Raw genomic sequence first — 20,842 nt, forward strand, 5'->3', positions numbered from 1 at the left:
CACATCCGGATCGATCAGCTCGTGCTCCGACACATCGATGCTGCTCAGAGCGTTCTCGTACGCCTTGAGCAGCCGCCGCGCGTTTGCGGGCGAGCGCAGGAGATACGAGCCCTCGCGCAACGCTGCGTAATCCTCGGCCGAGACGAGGACGGCGTTGCCATGCTTGGAGACGATCTCGATGGCTTCGTGATCGTCGTTGACCTTCTTGATCAGTGGAAAGAGAGCCTTACGGGCTTCGCTCGCAGTTATGGACATGGGCTGACTCCCCACATCAAGCGGTACCGGATAACGTACCGCTCACGGCCGTCTCAAGCGGAACCAAATAGGTGGCGGCCTATCAGGAAACCCAGCACGGGAAACAGCAAGGGGCCGGCTCTCGGAAGAGTCGACCCCATTTGGCCTGTGTGTACGCCAGGCCCCCAACGTGGTGTTCTTTCATCCGCTCACACGTTGAAGCGGAACTCCACCACGTCCCCGTCCTGCATCACATAGTCCTTGCCCTCCATGCGGGCCTTGCCCTTGGCGCGGGCCTCGGCCACCGAGCCCATTTCCACCAGGTCCTCGAAGGAGATGACCTCCGCCTTGATGAAGCCCTTCTGGAAGTCGGTGTGGATGACACCGGCGGCCTCGGGGGCGGTGGCGCCCTTCTGGATGGTCCAGGCGCGCGATTCCTTGGGACCGGCCGTGAGGTAGGTCTGCAGGCCGAGGGTGTCGAAGCCGACGCGGGCCAGGGTCGCCATGCCGGGCTCCTCGACGCCCACCGACTCCAGGAGCTCCATCGCTTCCTCCTCGTCGAGCTCGGCGAGGTCCGCCTCCAGCTTGGCGTTGAGGAAGATCGCCTCGGCGGGCGCCACCAGGGCGCTCTGCTCGGCCTTGAAGTCCTCGTCGACCAGTTCGTCCTCGTCGACGTTGAAGACGTAGAGGAAGGGCTTGGTGGTGAGGAGGTGCAGGTCGTGGAGGAGTTCCTCGTTGCCGGAGCCCTGCACGATGCCCTGCGAGAAGAGCGTGTCGCCCTTCTCCAGGATCTCCTTGGCGGCCTCGACGGCGGCGACCTTCGGCCCGATGTCCTTCTTGATGCGCGACTCCCGCTGGAGGCGCGGCAGGACCTTCTCGATGGTCTGGAGGTCCGCGAGGATCAGCTCGGTGTTGATCGTCTCGATGTCGTCCTTCGGCGAGACCTTGCCGTCGACATGCACGACGTTCTCGTCCTGGAAGGCGCGGATGACCTGGCAGATCGCGTCGGACTCACGGATGTTCGCGAGGAACTTGTTGCCCAGGCCCTCGCCCTCCGAGGCGCCCTTCACGATGCCCGCGATGTCGACGAAGTCGACGGTCGCCGGAAGGATCTTCTGCGAGCCGAAGATCTCGGCCAGCTTCGCGAGGCGCGCGTCCGGGACACCGACCACGCCGACGTTCGGCTCGATCGTGGCGAACGGGTAGTTGGCCGCCAGCACGTCGTTCTTGGTCAGGGCGTTGAACATGGTCGACTTGCCGACATTCGGCAGACCGACGATTCCGATCGTGAGCGACACGTTGCGACTTCCCGTACGTGAGGTTGGAGGACGAGGACCGGGGCGACAGAACCGCGGTTCGGACGGGCCCGGGGCCCTCACTTCGTGATGCGCGGGCCGATCCACCAGTCTACGGCGTGCGGCACCTCGCCCCTGCGACGTATCGAACGCTTGCCCAAGGTCAGCCAAAGGGCGTGTCTCGGGGCCCATTCCGCACATAACCCGACCTAAGTTGGACCAGTGGAGCAACACAGGACGCGTCCCCCCCAGTCACAGCCGTCACGGCGCGGCACGCCCCTTCCCCCGCAGGCCGGGCGGGGCGGTGCCCGTACGGCCCGGCAGGCCGGGGCCGGGGTCCCGCGGACCGCGGCGCCCGTCTCACCGCTCGTGCAGGCGGTGCGCCGGTTTCCCAACCCCCGGCTCACCGGGCTCGGCAGCGGGCTGTTCTGCGCCGCCTCGATGTTCGCGCTGGCCTGTCTCGACCAGCTGCTGTTCGGGGCGTCGCTCGTCGTCTACGGCGTCCTCTTCCTGCCGGTCTGCGCGCTGACCGCGGTGTGGGTGCGGCGGGCCGACCTCGTCACTGCGGTCGTCGCCGTGCCCATCGCCTTCGCCATCGGCCTGCTGCCGATCGCCGACAGCGGCGGCGGCATCGGCGGCCGGCTGATGGGGCTGGTCACCGCGCTCGCGACGCACGCGGGATGGCTGTACGGGGGCACGCTGGTGGCGGGGCTCATCGTGACCGTGCGCAAGGTGCGGATGATGAGCCGCCGAGCCGCGCAGCGGCGCCGGGCCGCCTGAGGTTCGGGCCCCCTGAGGTTCGGGCCGTCCCGGCCCGCCTGCCTCTCGTGACGGCCGACCGGCTCCGCCCGGGCCGGGCCCGCGCGGTTCCGGCACCGTCCGGAACGGCCCGTCACGCGAGTCGGCGGGCACCCGAGCCGGGCGCCCGCCCGTCGCCTGGCCGCCCGTCCCCTAGCCGGCCTTCGCCGCCCGCATCGCCGCGCCCACGATCCCCGCGTTGTTCTGCAGCTGGGCCGGCACGATCTCCGCCCTGATGCCCTCGATCAGCGGCAGGAACTTCTGGGCCTTGCGGCTGACGCCGCCCCCGATGATGAACAGCTCGGGCGAGAAGAGCATCTCCACGTGGGCGAGGTACTTCTGGACGCGGTGCGCCCAGTGCTCCCAGGAGAGGTCGTGGTCCTCCTTGGCCTTGGTGGAGGCGTGCTTCTCCGCGTCGTGGCCGTTCAGCTCCAGATGGCCGAGCTCCGTGTTCGGCACGAGGACGCCGTCCACGAAGAGGGCGCTGCCGATCCCCGTACCGAAGGTGAGAAGGAAGACCGTGCCGCGGCGGTCCCGGCCCGCGCCGAACTGCATCTCGGCCACGCCCGCCGCGTCCGCGTCGTTCAGGACCGTCACCGGCAGGCCGCCCAGCCGGTCGCCGAGCAGGGCGCGCGCGTCGGTGTCGATCCAGTCCTTGTCCACGTTGGCAGCCGTGCGGATGGTGGCGCCGTCGGTGACCACTCCCGGGAAGGTGATGCCGACCGGGCCCGTCCAGCCGAAGTGGTCGACGACCTCCTTCACGCCGTCCGCCACCGCGTCGGGTGTCGCCGGGTGCGGGGTGAGCACCTTGTGGCGCTCCTCCGCCAGGTCGCCCCGGTCCAGGTCCACGGGAGCGCCCTTGATCCCTGATCCGCCGATGTCCACGCCGAAGATCTGCATGGCTCTACGTTACGTCGTACGACGGACAGTCACTCGGCCGAGGGGGTGCTACCGGTGCGCTCCGCCACGAGGGCCGCCGCCTCCGCGCGCAGGTCGCGGCGCAGTTCCTTGGGCAGGGAGAACGTGATGGACTCCTCGGCGGCCTTGACGAGTTCGACGTCCTCGTAGCCGCGGGTGGAGAGGTACTCCAGGACCTGCTCGACGAGGATCTCCGGCACCGAGGCCCCGGAGGTGACACCCACCGTCGAGACGCCCTCCAGCCAGCTCTCGTCGATCTCGTCGGCGAAGTCCACGAGGTACGCCTCGCGTGCTCCCGCGAGCTTGGCGACCTCGACGAGCCGCACGGAGTTGGAGGAGTTGCGCGAGCCGACCACGATCACGAGGTCCGCCTGCTCGCCCATCTGCTTCACCGCGAGCTGACGGTTCTGCGTGGCGTAGCAGATGTCGTCGCTCGGAGGGGAGATGAGCTGGGGGAACTTCTCCTTGAGGGCGCCCACCGTCTCCATGGTCTCGTCGACCGACAGCGTGGTCTGGGAGAGCCAGACGACCCTGGACGGGTCGCGGACCTCGACCTTGGCCACGTCCCCGGGGCCGTCGACCAGCGTGATGTGGTCCGGCGCCTCGCCGGACGTGCCGATGACCTCCTCGTGGCCCTCGTGGCCGATGAGGAGGATGTCGAAGTCCTCGTCCGCGAACCGGACGGCTTCCTTGTGGACCTTGGTGACGAGCGGGCACGTCGCGTCGATGGTGGCGAGCCGGCCGGCCGCGGCCTCGTCGTGGACGACGGGGGCGACGCCGTGCGCGGAGAACATGACGATGGACCCCTCGGGAACCTCCGCCGTCTGCTCGACGAAGATCGCGCCCTTCTTCTCCAGGGTCTGCACGACGTACTTGTTGTGGACGATCTCGTGGCGGACGTAGATCGGGGCCCCGTACTGCTCCAGGGCCTTCTCGACGGCGATCACGGCACGGTCGACTCCCGCGCAGTAGCCCCGGGGGGCGGCGAGCAGGACACGGCGGCCGGCAGAAGCAGTCATGCCTCCCATCGTAAGGCCGCGCCCGACGGGTCAAAGATCACCTCCTTGGGGAGACTGGTCGGAAGCCGGGGAGCTGGGAGGGGGTACGGCACGACCATCGGGAGGCAATGGATGTCCGGCACGCAGACCCCGGCCCGCGCGGCCGACGAGGGCAGAGGGCTGCGGCGCAGTCTCGGCTTCCGCGACCTGGTCGTCTACGGCCTGCTGTTCATCGCCCCCATGGCACCGGTCGGGGTCTTCGGGGCCCTCGACGCGAAGTCGCACGGGGCGGTCGCGCTGGTCTACGTCGTCGCCACGGTCGCGATGGCGTTCACCGCATTCAGCTACGCGCAGATGGTGCGGGTGGTCCCCCAGGCGGGCTCGGTGTTCGCCTACGCGCGCGCGGGGCTCGGCAAGGAGGCGGGGTTCGTCGCCGGGTGGATGGCGATGCTGGACTACCTCCTCATCCCGGCGGTGGCGTACCTCTTCTCCGGGATCGCGATGAACGCCCTGGTCCCCGGGGTCTCGCGGTGGGTGTGGACGGCTCTCGCGGTCGTCGTCACGACGCTGCTGAACCTGTGGGGGGTACGGGCCGCGGCCCGTGTCGGGTTCCTGGTGCTCGCGATGGAGATCGTGGTCCTCCTCGTCTTCGTCGTGTCGGCGGTCGTGGTCCTCGCGCGCGACGGGGCACAGCGGGGCTGGCTGACGCCCCTCTCCGGAGACGGCTCCCAGGGGGCGTTCGCGCTGTCCGCGGTCCTCGGAGCCGTGTCGATCGCCGTGCTGTCGTACCTGGGCTTCGACGCGATCGCCTCCTTCGCGGAGGAGGTCACCGGCAGTTCGGAGAAGGTCGCGAGGGCGGTGCTGTTCTGTCTCGCCCTCGCCGGTGTGCTGTTCATCGCACAGACGTACCTGGTCGCCCTCCTGGAGCCGGTGTCGTCCGCGCAGCTCGCGGCCGATCCCGTCCGGCAGGGGTCGGCCTTCTACGACGCCGTGGACGCCTCGGTCGGCACGTGGCTGCACGACCTGGTGGCCGTGAGCAAGGCGATCGGGGCGGCGTTCGCGGCGCTGGCCGGGCAGGCCGCGGCGGGGCGGCTGCTGTTCGCGATGTCCCGGGACCGGCGGCTGCCGCGTGCCCTGTCGAGGACGGACTCCGGGGTGCCGCGCGTCGCCCTGTCCTGTGCGGCCCTCATCACCCTGGTCGCCGCGGTGTGGGCGGCGCGGCGCGACGACGGGATGGACCACCTGGTGTCGGTGGTGGACGTCGGGGCGCTGACCGCCTTCACCCTGCTGCACGCGAGCGTGGTCGGCTGGTTCGCCGTGCGGCGGCGGGGCGGGCCTGTCGTGTGGTGGCGGCATGTGCTGGTGCCAGTCGTCGGCGCGGGGATCACCGTCCTGGTGATCTTCGAGGCGTCCGGGGCGGCGCAGGTGGTGGGGGCGGTGTGGTTCGCGGTGGGGCTCGTGGTGCTGCTGGTTCAGCGGGGGCGGGCGCCCGCGGCCGGCTGAGCCGGGGGTTTCGCCCCGCCGCGCACGCATGGGCGGCGCTGTCCGAGGTGGCCGCTACGCTCGCGGCATGGCTCTCAACACGTCCGCGGACACTCCGCTGCCCGTCGGTGAGGTGTCGCGGCTCATCGGGTCATGGATCGACCGCCTCGGCGCGGTGTGGGTCGAGGGGCAGATCACCCAGTTGTCGCGCCGCCCGGGCGCGGGCGTCGTCTTCCTGACGCTGCGCGACCCGTCGCACGACATCTCCGTGAGCGTGACCTGCTACCGGCAGGTGTTCGACGCCGTCGCCGACGTGGTGAGCGAGGGGGCGCGTGTCGTCGTCCACGCGAAGCCCGAGTGGTACGCGCCGCGTGGGCAGTTGTCGCTGCGGGCCGCCGAGATCAAGCCCGTGGGTGTCGGTGAACTGCTCGCCCGGCTGGAGCGGCTCAAGAAGTCCCTTGCCGCGGAAGGGCTGTTCGCGGCCGACCGCAAGAAGCCGCTGCCCTTCCTGCCGCAGCTCGTCGGGCTGGTCTGCGGCCGGGCCTCCGCCGCCGAGCGGGACGTGCTGGAGAACGCGCGGCACCGCTGGCCCGCCGTCCGCTTCGAGGTGCGCAACGTCGCCGTGCAGGGCGTCCACGCGGTCCCCCAGGTCGTCCAGGCGGTGAAGGAGCTGGACGCCCTCGACGACGTCGACGTGATCATCGTGGCGCGGGGCGGCGGCAGCGTGGAGGACCTCCTCCCGTTCTCGGACGAGCAGCTCGTACGCGCGGTCGCGTCCTGCCGCACTCCCGTGGTGTCGGCCATCGGCCACGAGCCCGACAACCCGCTGCTGGACCACGTGGCCGACCTGCGCGCCTCCACTCCGACCGACGCGGCGAAGAAGGTCGTACCGGACGTCGGCGAGGAGTACGAGCGCGTACGGCTCCTGCGGGACCGCGCCCGGCGCAGCGTCCGGTCGTTCGTCGACCGGGAGGAGAGGGGCCTCGCGCACGCGCTGGCCCGTCCCTCGATAGAGGATCCGCACCGGATGGTCGACGAGCGGGCGGACCACGTCTCCTCGCTGCTGGACCGCGGCCGCCGCACGCTCGGCCATCTCCTCGACCGCGCGGACTCGGAGCTGACGCACACACACGCGCGCGTGGTGGCGCTCTCCCCCGCCGCGACCCTTGAGCGGGGCTACGCGGTCCTGCAGAAGTCCGACGGCCACGCCGTCCGGTCCCCCGACGAGGTGACCGCGGACGAGCCCCTGCGGGCGCGCGTCGCCGAGGGCGAGTTCACGGTACGAGCCGATGTCCGAGACAGACCCTAGGGTGGGCGCATGACCAGCAAGACGGACGAGGCGCTCGGGTACGAGCAGGCGCGGGACGAGCTCATCGAGGTCGTACGACGCCTGGAGACGGGCGGTACGACACTCGAGGAGTCGCTCGCCCTGTGGGAGCGGGGCGAGGAGCTGGCGAAGGTGTGCCGGCGGTGGCTGGAAGGGGCCCGCGCGCGCCTCGACGCGGCCCTGGCCGAGGAGGAGACGCCGACGGCGGGCACGGCGACGGACACCGACGGCCGGTAGCCCCGCACCACCCCGGCCCGGACTCCGGGTGGTCCGGCCCGGGGCCGGGTCCGAGGAGGCCGGGGTCGGCTCCGAGCAGCCGGGCCGGGCCGGGCCCGAATGTCCGGAAGCCCTCCGGGCCGCCCCGCGTCCCGTGATCCGCGTGCCGTGACCCCGTGACCTGTGAATCGGATCACCATGCTCCACTTTTGGTTGAAGCTTAAACCTAATCGCCGTATCGTCGGACGTGCCAGCTGATCCCACGGGATCCGACGCACGTCCCGAGAAGGTTGTTCTTCATGTCTCTCGTTCTTGACCCCGCCGCCCAGGACCTGCTCTTCCGCGAGGCCCGCACCGCCAACGCCTTCACCGACGAGCCGGTGACCGACGAGCAGGTGCAGGCGATCTACGACCTGGTCAAGTACGGCCCGACCGCCTTCAACCAGTCACCGCTGCGCATCACCCTGGTCCGCTCCGCCGAGGCCCGCGAGCGCCTGGTGCGGCACATGGCCGAGGGCAATCAGCCGAAGACGGCCACCGCCCCCCTCGTCGCGATCCTCTCCGCGGACAACGAGTTCCACGACGAGCTGCCGCATCTCCTCCCGCACTTCCCGCAGGCCAAGGACCTCTTCTTCACCGAGCGCCCGGTGCGTGAGAACGCCGCCGCCCTCAACGCCGCGCTGCAGGCCGCGTACTTCATCGTCGGTGTCCGCGCCGCCGGCCTGTCCGCCGGTCCGATGACGGGCTTCGACTTCGCGGGCGTCCAGAAGGAGTTCCTCGACGACGACCACACCCCGCTGATGGTGGTCAACATCGGCCGGCCCGCCGAGGACGCCTGGTTCCCGCGCTCCCCGCGCCTGGAGGCCGACCAGGTCATCACGACGGTCTGATCCGCGCCGGCCGGGCAGCCCCCGGCCGAGCCCCGGACATGCGAGAAGCCCCCGGCGCGGCCGGGGGCTTCTCGCATGTTCCGTAGCGTGTCCGGCTCAGGCGGGGTGCGACTGCCGGGCCCTCGCGCTCACGACGTCTTCAGGGCCTCAGCCATCTTCGCCAGCCGCGCGAACGACGCCGTGCCCGTGACCACGGTCGTGGAGTTCTTCTCGCGGAGCACGAGCGCGTCGTACCTCGCGCCCTTGTAGCGCTTCCAGGTCCGCTCGCCGATGCGCTGTTCGACGTTCGTCTCCTCGGCACCCTGACTGGCGTCCTCGATGAACGTGACGGGCTTCTGAGTGGACTGCTCGATCGCCACGTACTCCCCGTCGGGGTCGTGGAAGCCGAGGTGCCACGCGTCGAAGTCGTCTCCCCGGAACCTCACCGAGGTCGCCTTCCACTCCCGGGACAGACCCTCGGGCGCCGCCACCGGATAGGCGGCCGCGCGGCGCGCCGTGAGGAGCTCCACGCGGTAGTCGACCCGTTCGAGAGGGGGCTCCGAGTCGTCATTGGGGATGAAGACGTAGATGAAGCCCGCGACGATGCCGATCAGGCCCAGGGACAACACCATGTCCCGGACCGACTGCTTGCCTTTCATACCTGCCACGCCCCCATCGTCGCAGGTGTACTGGTCTGCTCATCCGTGGGGCCCCCTGCTCATTTTGTCGGACTGGGGATAGAGTCGGCGCGAACCCTCATCCGGCCGTCGCCGTATCAGAAAGGTGCGCTCCGATGACCGAGCATCACTTGCCGTCCGAACTCGAGGTCCCGTCCGAGGCCCCCGACCGCAACCTCGCCCTGGAGCTCGTCCGGGTCACCGAGGCCGCCGCGATGGCCGCGGGCCGCTGGGTCGGCCGCGGCGACAAGAACGGCGCCGACGGCGCGGCGGTACGAGCCATGCGAACCCTCGTCTCCACCGTCTCGATGAACGGCGTCGTCGTCATCGGGGAGGGCGAGAAGGACGAGGCCCCGATGCTCTTCAACGGAGAGCGGGTCGGGGACGGAACGGGCCCCGAGTGCGACATCGCCGTGGACCCGATCGACGGAACCACGCTCACCGCCAAGGGCATGACGAACGCGATCGCGGTGCTGGCCGCCGCCGACCGCGGCACCATGTTCGACCCGTCCGCGGTCTTCTACATGGACAAGCTGGTCACCGGCCCCGAAGCCGCCGACTTCGTCGACATCAACGCCCCGGTGTCCGTGAACATCCGCAGGGTCGCCAAGGCCAAGCGCGTCACGCCCGAGGACGTCACGGTCGTCATCCTCGACCGGCCGCGCCACGAAGGCATCATCAACGAGATCCGGGAGACCGGCGCGCGCATCAAGCTCATCTCCGACGGCGACGTCGCGGGCTCGATCCTGGCGCTGCGCGAGGGCACGGGCATCGATCTGCTGCTCGGCATCGGCGGCACGCCCGAGGGCATCATCTCGGCCTGCGCCGTGAAATGTCTGGGCGGCACCATCCAGGGCAAGCTGTGGCCCAAGGACGACGAGGAGCGGCAGCGCGCCATGGACGCGGGGCACGACCTCGACCGCGTCCTGCTCACCGACGACCTGGTCTCCGGCGAGAACGTCTTCTTCGTGGCGACCGGCATCACGGACGGCGAGCTGCTGCGGGGAGTGCGCTATCGCCCCGAGACCGCGACCACCGACTCGATCGTGATGCGCTCGAAGTCGGGCACGGTCCGGCAGATCACCTCGGAGCACCGACTGGCGAAGCTGCGGGCCTACAGCGCGATCGACTTCGACCGCGCGAAGTAGCTCCCCCGGAAGTAGCTCCACCGCCCGGGCCGTTCACCCGGGCTCGCGTACGGCGATGGGGCGCCCCCTGTGCGGAGGGGCGCCCCATCGCCGTACGGTCAGCCGGCCGCGGCTATCGTCCCCGAGGTGCGGGCCGCCTTCTGCAGTTCGACGTCGCGGCGGCGGCGCCGGGCCAGGACCACGCGGCGCTCGGCGGCGGTGAGGCCGCCCCAGACGCCGTACGGCTCGGGTTGCAGCAGCGCGTGCTCCCGGCACTCGACCATCACGGGACAGCGCGCGCAGACCCGCTTCGCCGCTTCCTCCCGGGACAGCCTGGCCGCGGTGGGTTCTTTCGAGGGCGCGAAGAACAGCCCGGCCTCGTCCCGGCGGCACACGGCCTCCGTGTGCCATGGGGCGTCCTGGTCCCTGTCGCGCACCGGCACCGGCTGGGGCGGAACGGCGGCGACCTGCAGGGACTGATGCGGCGGATGCAGCACGGTCTACTCCTGACGACGGCTTCGCGAGCGAGAGACGATGCAGCAAGGCCTACCCGCTGTGCGCGCGCCTATGCACTCAGTTCCCGAGCGCGGAGGATCCCGGTCGGCGCCGGACCCTCATCGCCGGACCGATGCCCTCCGTCCGAAGGGATTCGCGACCGTCAATGCCCCAGGTGTTTGCGCAACTTGGCGTGCACCCGGTCGCCGACCCGGTCGAGGATGTCCTCGATCAGCTTGCCCCGCCTGGGCCTTGCCTCGATGCTGCCGAGAACGGCCAGGCCGTCCACGTACACGACGGGGGCGCCCTCTTCGCCCGAATCCAGCGTGTTCACCTCGAAGGTGCCGAGGACGCCGCCGCCGCTGCCGCGCATCGACACGTTCTCCGGGACGCGGATCTCGACGCTGCCGAACACCGAGATCGCCTTGATCACGACCTGCTGGTGCTCGAAGAGCGCCTCGCTGAGGTCTATCTCCACACTGCCGAAGATGGCGTACGCGTGCGTGCGGCGGCCTACGCGCCAGCGGCCCTTGCGCACGGCGGCGCTGAACACCGCCACCACGTTCTCGTCGGCGACCGAGGGGACCGATCCCGGGGCGGGACGGTTGGGGGCGGGCGCGAAGGAGGCGGCCGGGCGCGGCCGGTGGGCCGCCGGCAGGTCCGCCACCATCGGTTCCAGCTCGCCGACGGTCTTCGCGCGGAAGACCTCCTCGACCCGCTCCGCGTGCTCCTCCGCGGTGAGGCGGCCCTCGGCGAGGGCCTCGCGCAGAATGTCCGCGGTCCGGTCGCGGTCCGCGTCGGAGGCCCGGAGGTCGGTGTGCTTCCGAAGGCCTGGTTCGCTGTGCTTCTGAAGGTCCACGACAGCAGCGTACCCAAACGCGATAGATCGCGACTAGGGGTGGGGACGAGCGAGACCGGCCGAACTGAGCCTTACCTCACAAGCTCCTCCTGCGAGCCAGGTCCTACGCTGGTGGGCGCCGCCAACGGATGCCGGCCGCTGTCTGTCGATGAAGGATTTGGCGAGATGCCGCAAAACTCCCCCCCGCCCAGCCCTGCGTTCGCGTACACCGATCTGCTCCCCCAGGGAGAGGACACCACCCCCTACCGGCTGGTGACCTCCGAGGGTGTCTCCACCTTCGAGGCCGACGGGCGCACGTTCCTCAAGGTGGAGCCCGAGGCGCTGCGGAAGCTCGCCGCCGAGGCGATCCACGACATCCAGCACTACCTGAGGCCCGCGCACCTCGCGCAGCTGCGGCGCATCATCGACGACCCCGAGGCGTCGGGCAACGACAAGTTCGTCGCGCTGGACCTCCTGAAGAACGCGAACATCGCGGCCGCCGGCGTCCTGCCCATGTGCCAGGACACCGGCACGGCCATCGTGATGGGCAAGCGCGGGCAGAACGTGCTCACGGCGGGAGGCGACGAGGAGGCCCTCTCCCACGGCATCCACGACGCGTACCGGAACCTGAACCTGCGGTACTCGCAGATGGCCCCGCTGACCATGTGGGACGAGAAGAACACCGGTTCCAACCTCCCGGCCCAGATCGAGCTGTACGCGACCGACGGCGGCGCCTACAAGTTCCTCTTCATGGCCAAGGGCGGCGGCTCGGCCAACAAGTCGTTCCTCTACCAGGAGACGAAGGCCGTCCTGAACGAGGCCTCCATGATGAAGTTCCTGGAGGAGAAGATCCGCTCGCTCGGCACGGCCGCCTGCCCGCCGTACCACCTCGCGATCGTCGTCGGCGGTACGAGCGCGGAGTACGCCCTGAAGACCGCGAAGTACGCGTCCGCGCACTACCTGGACGAGATTCCGTCCGAGGGTTCCGCGCTCGGCCACGGTTTCCGGGACAAGGACCTGGAGGAGAAGGTCTTCGAGCTGACGCAGCGGATCGGCATCGGCGCCCAGTTCGGCGGCAAGTACTTCTGCCACGACGTGCGCGTCGTGCGCCTGCCCCGGCACGGCGCGTCCTGCCCCGTCGCCATCGCCGTCTCCTGCTCCGCCGACCGCCAGGCCGTCGCGAAGATCACCGCGGAGGGCGTCTTCCTGGAGCAGCTGGAGACCGACCCGGCGCACTTCCTGCCGGAGACCACCGACGAGCACCTCGACGAGGCGTCCGACGTGGTCGAGATCGACCTGAACCAGCCGATGGACGACATCCTCGCCGAGCTGACCAAGTACCCCGTGAAGACGCGGCTCTCCCTGTCCGGTCCGCTCGTCGTGGCGCGCGACATCGCCCACGCCAAGATCAAGGAACGGCTCGACGCGGGCGAGGAGATGCCGCAGTACCTGAAGGACCACCCGGTGTACTACGCCGGTCCGGCGAAGACCCCCGAGGGATACGCGTCGGGCTCGTTCGGGCCGACGACGGCCGGGCGCATGGACTCGTACGTGGAGCAGTTCCAGGCGGCGGGCGGGTCCAGGGTGATGCTGGCGAAGGGCAACCGCTCGCAGCAGGTCACCGACGCGTGCGGCACGCACGGCGGGTTCTACCTGGGCTCGATCGGCGGGCCCGCCGCCCGGCTCGCCCAGGACTGCATCAAGAAGGTCGAGGTCGTCGAGTACGAGGAGCTCGGCATGGAGGCCGTCTGGAAGATCGAGGTCGAGGACTTCCCGGCGTTCGTCGTGGTCGACGACAAGGGCAACGACTTCTTCAAGGACCCTGCTCCGGCGCCCACGTTCACGTCGATTCCCGTACGGGGACCCGGGCTCTAGGGTTTCCGCCCCCGCCGCCCCTGCCCCGCCCCGCCCTCGGGGGCTCCGCCCCCGAACCTCCGGTCCTCGAACGCCGGACGGGCTGGATTCCCAGCCCGTCCGGCGTTCGCCCGCCAGGAAGTGACGGGAATGGGCAGGGGCGGCGGGGGCGATATACGGGGTATGAGCGACTACCGCATCGAACACGACTCCATGGGCGAGATCCGCGTCCCCGCGGACGCGAAGTGGCGGGCCCAGACCCAGCGCGCCGTCGAGAACTTCCCGATCTCCGGCCAGCACCTGGAGCGCGCGCACATCGAGGCCCTCGCCCGGATCAAGGCGGCCGGCGCCAAGGTGAACGCGGGCCTCGGTGTGCTGGACAAGGACGTCGCGGAGGCCATCCAGGAGGCGGCGGGCGAGGTCGCGGACGGGAAGTGGGACGCGCACTTCCCCGTGGACGTCTTCCAGACAGGTTCCGGTACCTCGTCCAACATGAACACCAACGAGGTCGTCGCCACGCTGGCGACGGAGCGGCTCGGCCGGGACGTCCATCCGAACGACCACGTGAACGCCTCGCAGTCCAGCAACGACGTCTTCCCGTCCTCCATCCACATCGCCGCGACCGCCGCCGTCACCCGCGACCTCATCCCCGCGCTGGAGCACCTCGCCGCGTCGCTCACGCGCAAGTCCGACGAGTTCGCCGACGTGGTGAAGTCGGGGCGGACCCACCTCATGGACGCCACCCCCGTGACGCTCGGCCAGGAGTTCGGCGGGTACGCGGCCCAGGTGCGGTACGGGGTCGAGCGGCTCCGTGCCTCCCTGCCCCGGCTCGCGGAGCTGCCGCTGGGCGGCACGGCCGTCGGGACCGGGATCAACACCCCGCCCGGCTTCTCCGCCGCCGTGATCGCCGAGGTCGCCCGGACCACGGGGCTGCCGCTCACCGAGGCGCGCGACCACTTCGAGGCGCAGGGCGCCCGGGACGGGATCGTCGAGACCAGCGGGCAGCTGCGGACCATCGCCGTGGGACTCACGAAGATCGCCAACGACCTGCGGTGGATGGCCTCCGGGCCGCGCACCGGACTGGCCGAGATCAGCCTGCCCGACCTCCAGCCGGGCTCGTCGATCATGCCCGGCAAGGTGAATCCGGTCATTCCCGAGGCCGTCCTGATGGTGGCCGCGCAGGTGACCGGGAACGACGCCACGATCGGCGTCGCCGGAGCCTCCGGCAACTTCGAGCTCAACGTGATGCTTCCGGTCATCGGGAAGAACGTCCTGGAGTCGGTCCGGCTCCTCGCGAACGTCTCCCGGCTGCTCGCCGACCGGACCGTGGACGGGATCACGGCCGACCGCGAACGGGCCCGGGAGTACGCCGAGTCGTCGCCGTCGGTGGTGACGCCGCTGAACAAGTACATCGGGTACGAGGAGGCGGCGAAGGTCGCCAAGAAGGCGCTGGCCGAGCGGAAGACCATCCGCGAGGTCGTCCTGGAGTCCGGTTACGTCGAGCGCGGCGACCTCACCCGGGAGCAGCTGGACGAGGCCCTGGATGTCCTGCGGATGACACGGCCGTAACGTCATCCGGCCATCACGCGAACCATGACGCGTACCGCAGCGTCGTATGCCACGGGCACCTAATATCTGTTCATGGCAGAGGGTGGAGCGGTGACACAGGTGGAAGCGGGCGGGCCGGCGGCGTACTGGAAGCCCGGGAGTCGGATCCTGTGGCGCTACCGGGAGAACGCCGGCGAGCGCTTCCACATCGTGCGTCCCGTGACCGTCGTACGGGACGACGAGGAGCTGCTCGCGGTGTGGCTGGCGCCGGGGACGGAGTGTGTGAAGCCCGTCCTCGCCGACGGCACGCCGGTGCACGTGGAGCCGCTGGAGACCCGCTACACCAGACCGCGGACCGTGCGGCGCGGCCGCTGGTTCGGCACGGGCGTCCTGAAGCTCGCGAGGCCGGGCGAGCCGTGGTCGGTGTGGCTGTTCTGGGAGCCCGGCTGGCAGTTCAAGAACTGGTACGTCAACTTGGAGGAACCGCTGGCCAGATGGGCCGGCGGGGTCGACTCCGAGGACCACTTCCTCGACATCTCGGTCCACCCGGACCGGACTTGGGGCTGGCACGACGAGGACGAGTTCGCGCAGGCCCAGCGGGACGGTCTGATGGACGCGCGACTGGCCGCGCGGGTGCAGGAGGCCGGACGGGCCGTGCTGGAGGTGATCAGCGACTGGGGGCCGCCGTTCTCGGACGGCTGGCAGCACTGGCGCCCGGATCCGGCCTGGTCCGTACCGTCGTTGCCGGACGACTGGGATCGTACGCCCGCGCACGTGTCCACATGAGACCCTTGATGCGCCCCCGTGGTAGAACCGTAGGATCGTCCTCCGCAACGAGCAGTCAGGGTCGGTGCGCAGCACCGTCGTTGAGGAGTGGTGGTCGGGTGGCGGGCGGGCGCGGTACAACAACTCCCGCAGACGGCACTGTGCTTGACCGAACGTCACCGAGGGGCGGCAGGACGTGAGCGAGGGGTACGAGGGCCACAGCGGCACGGCCCTAAGGCGGCGGGACAGGCTGTTCCCGCCGGTGCCGGACGGCCCTTCTTCTGAGAGGCTGTCTGATCACGCGGGGATTCCGTTCCTGGGGCACACATTCCGGGTATCGGGTTTCCTGCGGGACGAACTGCACGCACGGCGCGCAGCACCGGACGGATGGATTCGACACGCGTGACGGAGCACCCCACCTCCCATGAGCGCCGACAGCCAAGCGCTGCCCGGCCCACGGCCCCGGCGGACCCCCACCACGGGGCGCTTCTGCGTACCCCGGAGCCGCCGGTTCAGGGCTCACCGGGTTTACCCGCACAGGGACGACCGGCCCAGGCTCCCGCCTCTTCGGGGACCGGCGGCATGAGCGGACCCGACGGGGCTCAGGGCCCGCCCGGTCCGTCCGAGCCCGCCGGCGCGTGCGCCGCCGCCACGGGAACGCCCGCGGCGTCGGGGCCCCCGGCCGGCAGTCAGGGCCCGCCCGCGCCCTCCGGGGGCCACGGCCCGACCGGTGCGCCCGCGGGCTCCGGGCCCGAGCACTCCCAGCCCTCCTCCACGGAATCCGACTCCGCGGAATCCGATCCGCACCGGCCGCGGCCCGCCCCCGAGGGGGTTCCGGCCCAGCCCGGCAGCGAGACGGCCGCCCTCCAGGGCGCCAAGGAGCGCCGAACGGGGCAGGGCCCGGCGCCCGGAGGACCCATGCCCATGCGCCGTGACGGAGACCGGCTGCGTTTCGTGGGGGCCGCGACCCGGCGGATCGCCCGCGGCATCGACCTCGACGAGATCGTGATGGGGCTGTGCCGGGCCACCGTGCCGACCTTCTCGGACGCGATCCTCGTCTATCTGCGCGACCCGCTGCCGGTGGGCGACGAGCGGCCCACCGGGCCCGTCGTGCTGCGGCTGCGGCGTACGGACCGGATCCCGGAGGACCGGGACACCGAGGGCTTCCTGCTGCCCGCGCTCCAGCCCGAACCCGACGTCGGCATCACCGCCGAGCTGTGCACGGTACGGCCCGGCGGCGCTCTCAACGAGGTACTGCGCGGTGTCCGGCCGGTGTTCGCGGACGCGCCCGCCGCCCGGGCCGCGCTGCCCGAGCTGATCGGCGACGACCTGACGGTGCCGGGCGGCCAGCGCGCGATCCTCGCACCGCTCCGCGGCCGCAGGCGCGTGATCGGTGCGGCGCTCTTCCTGCGCCGCCCGGACCGGCCCGCTTTCGAGGCGGACGACCTGCTGGTGGCGGCTCAGCTGGCCACGCACAGCGCGCTCGGCATCGACAAGGCCGTGCTGTACGGCCGCGAGGCGTACATCGCCGACGAGTTGCAGCGCACCATGCTGCCCGAGACGCTGCCCCGGCCCACGGGTGTGCGGCTGGCGTCGCGCTACCTGCCCGCCGCCGAGACGGCCCGGGTCGGCGGCGACTGGTACGACGCGATCCCGCTGCCCGGCAGCCGGGTCGCGCTGGTGGTCGGGGACGTCATGGGCCACTCCATGACCTCGGCGGCCATCATGGGTCAGCTGCGCACGACCGCGCAGACCCTCGCGGGCCTCGACCTGCCGCCCCAGGAGGTCCTGCACCACCTGGACGAACAGGCCCAGCGCCTGGGCACCGACCGCATGGCGACCTGCCTGTACGCGGTGTACGACCCGGTCGCGCACCGCATCACCATCGCCAACGCCGGCCATCCGCCGCCCGTCCTGCTGCACCTGGGCGGCCGTGCCGAGGTGCTGCGCGTACCGCCGGGTGCTCCCATCGGCGTGGGCGGGGTGGACTTCGAGGCGGTCGAGCTGGACGCGCCCGCGGGCGCCACCCTGCTGCTCTACACCGACGGCCTGGTCGAGTCACGGCTGCGTGACGTGTGGACCGGGATAGAGCAACTGCGTGAACGGATCGCGGCCACCGCCCAGTTGACCGGTCCGGACCATCCGCCGCCCCTGGAGGCGCTGTGCGACGAGGTCCTCGACATGCTGGGTCCGGGCGACCGGGACGACGACATCGCCCTGCTCGCCGCCCGCTTCGACGGCATCGCGCCCAGTGATGTGGCGCTCTGGCACCTGGACCCCGAGGACGCTGCGCCGGGCCGGGCCCGCAGGCTGGCCCGCAAGGCGCTCTCCCGCTGGGGTCTGGAGGAGATGACCGACTCCGTCGAGCTGCTCGTCAGCGAGGTCGTCACCAACGCCGTGCGCTACGCCTCCCGGCCGGTCACGCTGCGTCTGCTGCGTACCGACGTGCTGCGCTGCGAGGTCGGTGACGACGTACCGCAACTGCCGCGCCTGCGGCAGGCCCGCGCCACGGACGAGGGCGGACGCGGCCTCTATCTGGTGAACAAGCTGGCCCGGCGGTGGGGCGCGACCCGGCTCAGTACGGGCAAGGTCGTCTGGTTCGAGCTGAACAGCAGCTGACGGCCGCCCACCCGGCCCGGGTCACCGGCAGTCGGCAGTCGGCAGTCGGCAGTCGGCAGTCGGCAGTCGGCAGTCGGCAGTCGGCAGTATCGAACCATGGTCGGGCCCGTCCGGGCGGCGGGCCGAAGCGCCGCCGGGGAACCGCGGGCCGTACGCCGCGAAGTGTCCGCGGCCGGTCGCGCAGTTCCCCGCGCCCCCTCAGGGGGCGCCCCCTGGCGCGGTCACCGGAACGCCTGGGGGTCGTCCGGATCTCCCGGCAGTTCGATGTCGCCCGACGGCGACGGCGCGCTGCTCGTCGGGGTCGGTTCCTCGTCGTCCGGCGGGGTGGTCTCGGGAGAGCTCTCCGGCGGAGCGCTGCTCGTCGGCGGCTTCGACGTCGGGTCCTCGGGGGACGGTTCCTCGGTCGGAGCCGTCGGTGACGGGCTGAGCGTGGGCGTCGGGGTGGGCTGGACGGCCGCCCCCTGGTCCGTCTCCAGGTCGAACCTGGAGACCTCGTCCATCGCGTCGAACGTGTACGCCGCCCAGACCAGGGCCGGGAAGCCACCGCCGTTGACGCGGCCGCCACCGGCCGCGCCCTGCAGCGTGACCTGGCTGAACGCCTTGACCTTGACCGGCTTCTCCTTGCCGCAGCGGGTGGTGCCCGCCTTGGCCGCTTCACCGAAGACACCCACCGAGGTGACGAGCTTCGGCGTGTAACCGGTGAACCAGGCCGACTTGTTGCAGTCGGACGTACCCGTCTTGCCCGCGACCTGCTGGCCGTCACGCGCCGGGTTGTCCCGTACGGACGTCCTGGCCGTACCGTCGTCGACCACGCCGGTCAGCACCGAGGTGACGGTGTCGGCGGCCTCGCGGCTGATGACCTGGTCGCCGATCGCGTCCGGGAACTCGACCGGGCGGTCCTTGTGCTCGACCGACTTCACGAGGGCGGGGGTGACCTTCTTGCCGTGGTTGTCGAGGGTCGCGTAGACGCCGGCCATCTCCAGCGGGCTCGCGCCCATCGTGCCGAGGGTCTGGGCGGGCACCGACTTGATGCCCTTGACGTCCATGCCGAGGTCGCCCGCCGTCTTCATGACCTCGTCCATGCCCACGTCGACGCCCATCTGGGCGAAGACGGAGTTGATGGACTTGTTCATCGCGGTCTGGACGGTGACGTCGCCGTAGTCGACGTCGTCCTCGTTCGGCGGGGAGAAGCCGACCTTCCTGCCGTCGTCGACGACGGGACGCTTGCTGGTGCCGTCGTAGATCGTGTTCGCCGTGATCGGCTGGTCCTCCTGGGTCGTGGCGTCCTTGTCGACGGCCGCGGCCAGGATGAGCGGCTTGAAGGTGGAGGCGGGCTGGTAGTCACGGCGCGTCGCGTTGTTGGTGTAGTGCTCCACGTAGTCCACGCCGCCGTACATCGCGAGGACCCGGCCGGTCTTCGGGTCGACGGAGGCGGCACCCGCCTGGACGTCCGCGTCGACCTTCCGCTCCTTGCCGTCGAGCTTGCTGGTCAGCTTGGCCTTGACGGCCTTCTCCAGCTGGGCCTGCTTCTTCTTGTCGATGTTCAGCGTCATGGTCCAGCCACCCGCCTTGACCATCGTCTCGGCCTCGTCGAGGTCGGCTGCCGTGCCCTGCGCGATGAGCTGCTTCTCCAGCGCGGTGTTGGCGGCCTCCACCAGGTAGCCGGCCTGGCCCTCCATGCCGGGCGCGCCCTTGGGGTCCTTCGGCACCGGGAACTTCATGCCCTCGCGCTCGGCGGAGCTCAGCCAGCCCTCTCCGACCATGTTGTCCAGGACGTAGTTCCAGCGGGCCTTGACCAGCTTCTTGCTGGTGTCGCTCGCGACCGCCCAGTCGTACTGGCTCGGGGCCTGGAGCAGCGCGGCGAGATACGCGCCCTGCTCGACCTTGAGCTTGTCCGCGTCGACGCGGTAGTACGCCTGCGCGGCGGCCTGGATGCCCCACGCGTTACGGCCGTAGTAGCTGGTGTTGATGTAGCCGGCGAGGATCTGGTCCTTGGACTGCTGGCGGTCCACCTTCAGCGAGATGACCAGTTCCTTCAGCTTGCGCGTGACGGTCTGGTCCTGGGTGAGGTAGTAGTTCTTGACGTACTGCTGGGTGATCGTCGAGCCGCCCTGCTTGCCCTTGCCGGAGAGGGTGTTGATCAGACCGCGGGCCGTGCCCTTGAAGTCGACGCCGGCGTCGTTGTAGAAGGACTTGTTCTCGGCGGCGACGAAGGTCATCCGCACGCCCTCGGAGACCTGGTCGAGGTCGACCAGCTCGCGGTTCACGACACCGGACCGGGCGAGCGTGTCGCCGTTGCTGTACTTGTAGATGTTGCTCTGCTGCACCGCCGCCGCGTTCCCCTTGGGAACGTCGATCATCAGGTACAGCGCGACGAAGGCCGCCATCCCGAGCAGGCAGAGGCCGAAGAACGAGCCGAGGATCTTCTTCCAGGTGAAGAGGCGGCGTATGCCGCTCTTGGCGCCACCGGTGGCACCGCCCTCGGCGCCGGCTCTGGACGAGCGTTTCGGCGCGCCGCGGTGGCCACCACGCTGCCGCGCTCGTCTCTCTTCCGCTCGTCCCATGGGTACGTCCGCTCCGCTTCCGTCTCTGGTGTCTCACAGGTTCGTCGCTCGGGTCAGCTCAGCAAACTAACACCGCCGCTCGGGACAAAGGTCGGCCGATCCGGCCTTTTACGGACGTGAGAATCAGCACCTGTCCCTCTGGAACCGACGATTCAGGGGAGTGGAAGGTTGCCGTGGCGGGTAAAGTGATATCACTTAGCTAGAATGAAGCTAGGCGC

17 protein-coding genes and 1 pseudogene are annotated in these 20,842 nt (G+C 70.5%); 10 read left to right on the top strand and 8 right to left on the bottom strand.

Annotated features, from left to right (window positions below; genetic code table 11):
- Window positions 1-3 precede the first annotated feature (3 nt).
- Together O1Q96_RS38940 and ychF are read right to left on the bottom strand one after the other, a co-directional pair.
- Window positions 4-255 (bottom strand): annotated as a pseudogene (locus O1Q96_RS38940) (type II toxin-antitoxin system Phd/YefM family antitoxin); the annotation flags it as partial.
- A 188-nt stretch (window positions 256-443) separates the two neighbouring features.
- Entirely contained in the window at window positions 444-1,532 is a 1,089-nt protein-coding gene (gene ychF, locus O1Q96_RS38945) for a redox-regulated ATPase YchF (RefSeq protein ID WP_269252590.1), read from the bottom strand.
- Window positions 1,533-1,751: 219 nt separating this feature from the next.
- Here ychF and O1Q96_RS38950 point away from each other — a divergent pair, with 219 nt between their 5' ends.
- On the top strand, window positions 1,752-2,309 hold the full coding sequence (locus O1Q96_RS38950; RefSeq protein WP_269252591.1) for a DUF6542 domain-containing protein: 558 nt from the start codon (window positions 1,752-1,754) through the stop codon (window positions 2,307-2,309).
- 171 nt (window positions 2,310-2,480) lie between these two features.
- On the opposite strand, the gene ppgK is transcribed toward O1Q96_RS38950, so the two are convergent.
- The gene (gene ppgK / locus O1Q96_RS38955; RefSeq protein ID WP_269252592.1) at window positions 2,481-3,227 is read right to left on the bottom strand and encodes a polyphosphate--glucose phosphotransferase; all 747 of its coding nucleotides are present in this window, start codon (window positions 3,225-3,227) and stop codon (window positions 2,481-2,483) included.
- Between the two features lie 29 nt (window positions 3,228-3,256).
- Complete coding sequence (locus O1Q96_RS38960; protein WP_269252593.1) at window positions 3,257-4,273, bottom strand: 4-hydroxy-3-methylbut-2-enyl diphosphate reductase; 1,017 nt, start codon at window positions 4,271-4,273, stop codon at window positions 3,257-3,259.
- Window positions 4,274-4,375: 102 nt separating this feature from the next.
- Between O1Q96_RS38960 and O1Q96_RS38965 the strand changes: the two genes are divergently transcribed.
- The 4 genes from O1Q96_RS38965 (at window position 4,376) to O1Q96_RS38980 (ending at window position 8,158) form a co-directional block, all read left to right on the top strand.
- The gene (locus O1Q96_RS38965) at window positions 4,376-5,746 is read left to right on the top strand and encodes an APC family permease (RefSeq protein ID WP_269252594.1); all 1,371 of its coding nucleotides are present in this window, start codon (window positions 4,376-4,378) and stop codon (window positions 5,744-5,746) included.
- Between the two features lie 67 nt (window positions 5,747-5,813).
- Complete coding sequence (gene xseA / locus O1Q96_RS38970) at window positions 5,814-7,034, top strand: exodeoxyribonuclease VII large subunit (protein ID WP_269252595.1); 1,221 nt, start codon at window positions 5,814-5,816, stop codon at window positions 7,032-7,034.
- Between the two features lie 9 nt (window positions 7,035-7,043).
- Window positions 7,044-7,289 (top strand): exodeoxyribonuclease VII small subunit, encoded by a 246-nt coding sequence (locus tag O1Q96_RS38975; protein ID WP_269252596.1) that lies wholly within the window; start codon window positions 7,044-7,046, stop codon window positions 7,287-7,289.
- Window positions 7,290-7,567: 278 nt separating this feature from the next.
- Window positions 7,568-8,158 carry a malonic semialdehyde reductase gene (locus tag O1Q96_RS38980; protein WP_269252597.1) on the top strand — a complete coding sequence of 197 codons (591 nt, stop codon included), beginning with the start codon at window positions 7,568-7,570 and terminating at the stop codon, window positions 8,156-8,158.
- Between the two features lie 128 nt (window positions 8,159-8,286).
- Here O1Q96_RS38980 and O1Q96_RS38985 read toward each other — a convergent pair whose 3' ends face one another.
- Window positions 8,287-8,805: a DUF4245 domain-containing protein gene (locus O1Q96_RS38985; protein ID WP_217455946.1), complete on the bottom strand. Its 519-nt coding sequence runs from the start codon at window positions 8,803-8,805 to the stop codon at window positions 8,287-8,289.
- A 125-nt stretch (window positions 8,806-8,930) separates the two neighbouring features.
- Here O1Q96_RS38985 and glpX point away from each other — a divergent pair, with 125 nt between their 5' ends.
- Window positions 8,931-9,962: a class II fructose-bisphosphatase gene (glpX, locus tag O1Q96_RS38990; RefSeq protein WP_269252598.1), complete on the top strand. Its 1,032-nt coding sequence runs from the start codon at window positions 8,931-8,933 to the stop codon at window positions 9,960-9,962.
- A gap of 98 nt (window positions 9,963-10,060) precedes the next feature.
- Here the strand turns inward: glpX and O1Q96_RS38995 are convergent, their stop codons facing one another.
- Complete coding sequence (locus O1Q96_RS38995) at window positions 10,061-10,438, bottom strand: WhiB family transcriptional regulator (protein ID WP_269252599.1); 378 nt, start codon at window positions 10,436-10,438, stop codon at window positions 10,061-10,063.
- A gap of 161 nt (window positions 10,439-10,599) precedes the next feature.
- Entirely contained in the window at window positions 10,600-11,295 is a 696-nt protein-coding gene (locus O1Q96_RS39000) for a DUF1707 SHOCT-like domain-containing protein (RefSeq protein ID WP_269252600.1), read from the bottom strand.
- Between the two features lie 165 nt (window positions 11,296-11,460).
- Here O1Q96_RS39000 and O1Q96_RS39005 point away from each other — a divergent pair, with 165 nt between their 5' ends.
- From O1Q96_RS39005 to O1Q96_RS39020, 4 genes are all read left to right on the top strand, one after another.
- Window positions 11,461-13,149 (top strand): fumarate hydratase, encoded by a 1,689-nt coding sequence (locus O1Q96_RS39005; RefSeq protein ID WP_217455950.1) that lies wholly within the window; start codon window positions 11,461-11,463, stop codon window positions 13,147-13,149.
- A gap of 162 nt (window positions 13,150-13,311) precedes the next feature.
- The gene (locus O1Q96_RS39010) at window positions 13,312-14,697 is read left to right on the top strand and encodes a class II fumarate hydratase (protein WP_269252601.1); all 1,386 of its coding nucleotides are present in this window, start codon (window positions 13,312-13,314) and stop codon (window positions 14,695-14,697) included.
- Between the two features lie 72 nt (window positions 14,698-14,769).
- On the top strand, window positions 14,770-15,462 hold the full coding sequence (gene fomD / locus O1Q96_RS39015; RefSeq protein ID WP_269252602.1) for a cytidylyl-2-hydroxypropylphosphonate hydrolase: 693 nt from the start codon (window positions 14,770-14,772) through the stop codon (window positions 15,460-15,462).
- A 366-nt stretch (window positions 15,463-15,828) separates the two neighbouring features.
- Window positions 15,829-18,060 (top strand): ATP-binding SpoIIE family protein phosphatase, encoded by a 2,232-nt coding sequence (locus O1Q96_RS39020; protein ID WP_269252603.1) that lies wholly within the window; start codon window positions 15,829-15,831, stop codon window positions 18,058-18,060.
- A gap of 221 nt (window positions 18,061-18,281) precedes the next feature.
- On the opposite strand, the gene O1Q96_RS39025 is transcribed toward O1Q96_RS39020, so the two are convergent.
- The gene (locus O1Q96_RS39025; RefSeq protein WP_269252604.1) at window positions 18,282-20,624 is read right to left on the bottom strand and encodes a transglycosylase domain-containing protein; all 2,343 of its coding nucleotides are present in this window, start codon (window positions 20,622-20,624) and stop codon (window positions 18,282-18,284) included.
- Between the last annotated feature and the right edge of the window lie 218 nt (window positions 20,625-20,842).

Source organism: Streptomyces aurantiacus, from assembly GCF_027107535.1.
In the GTDB taxonomy this organism is placed as follows: Bacteria; Actinomycetota; Actinomycetes; order Streptomycetales; family Streptomycetaceae; genus Streptomyces.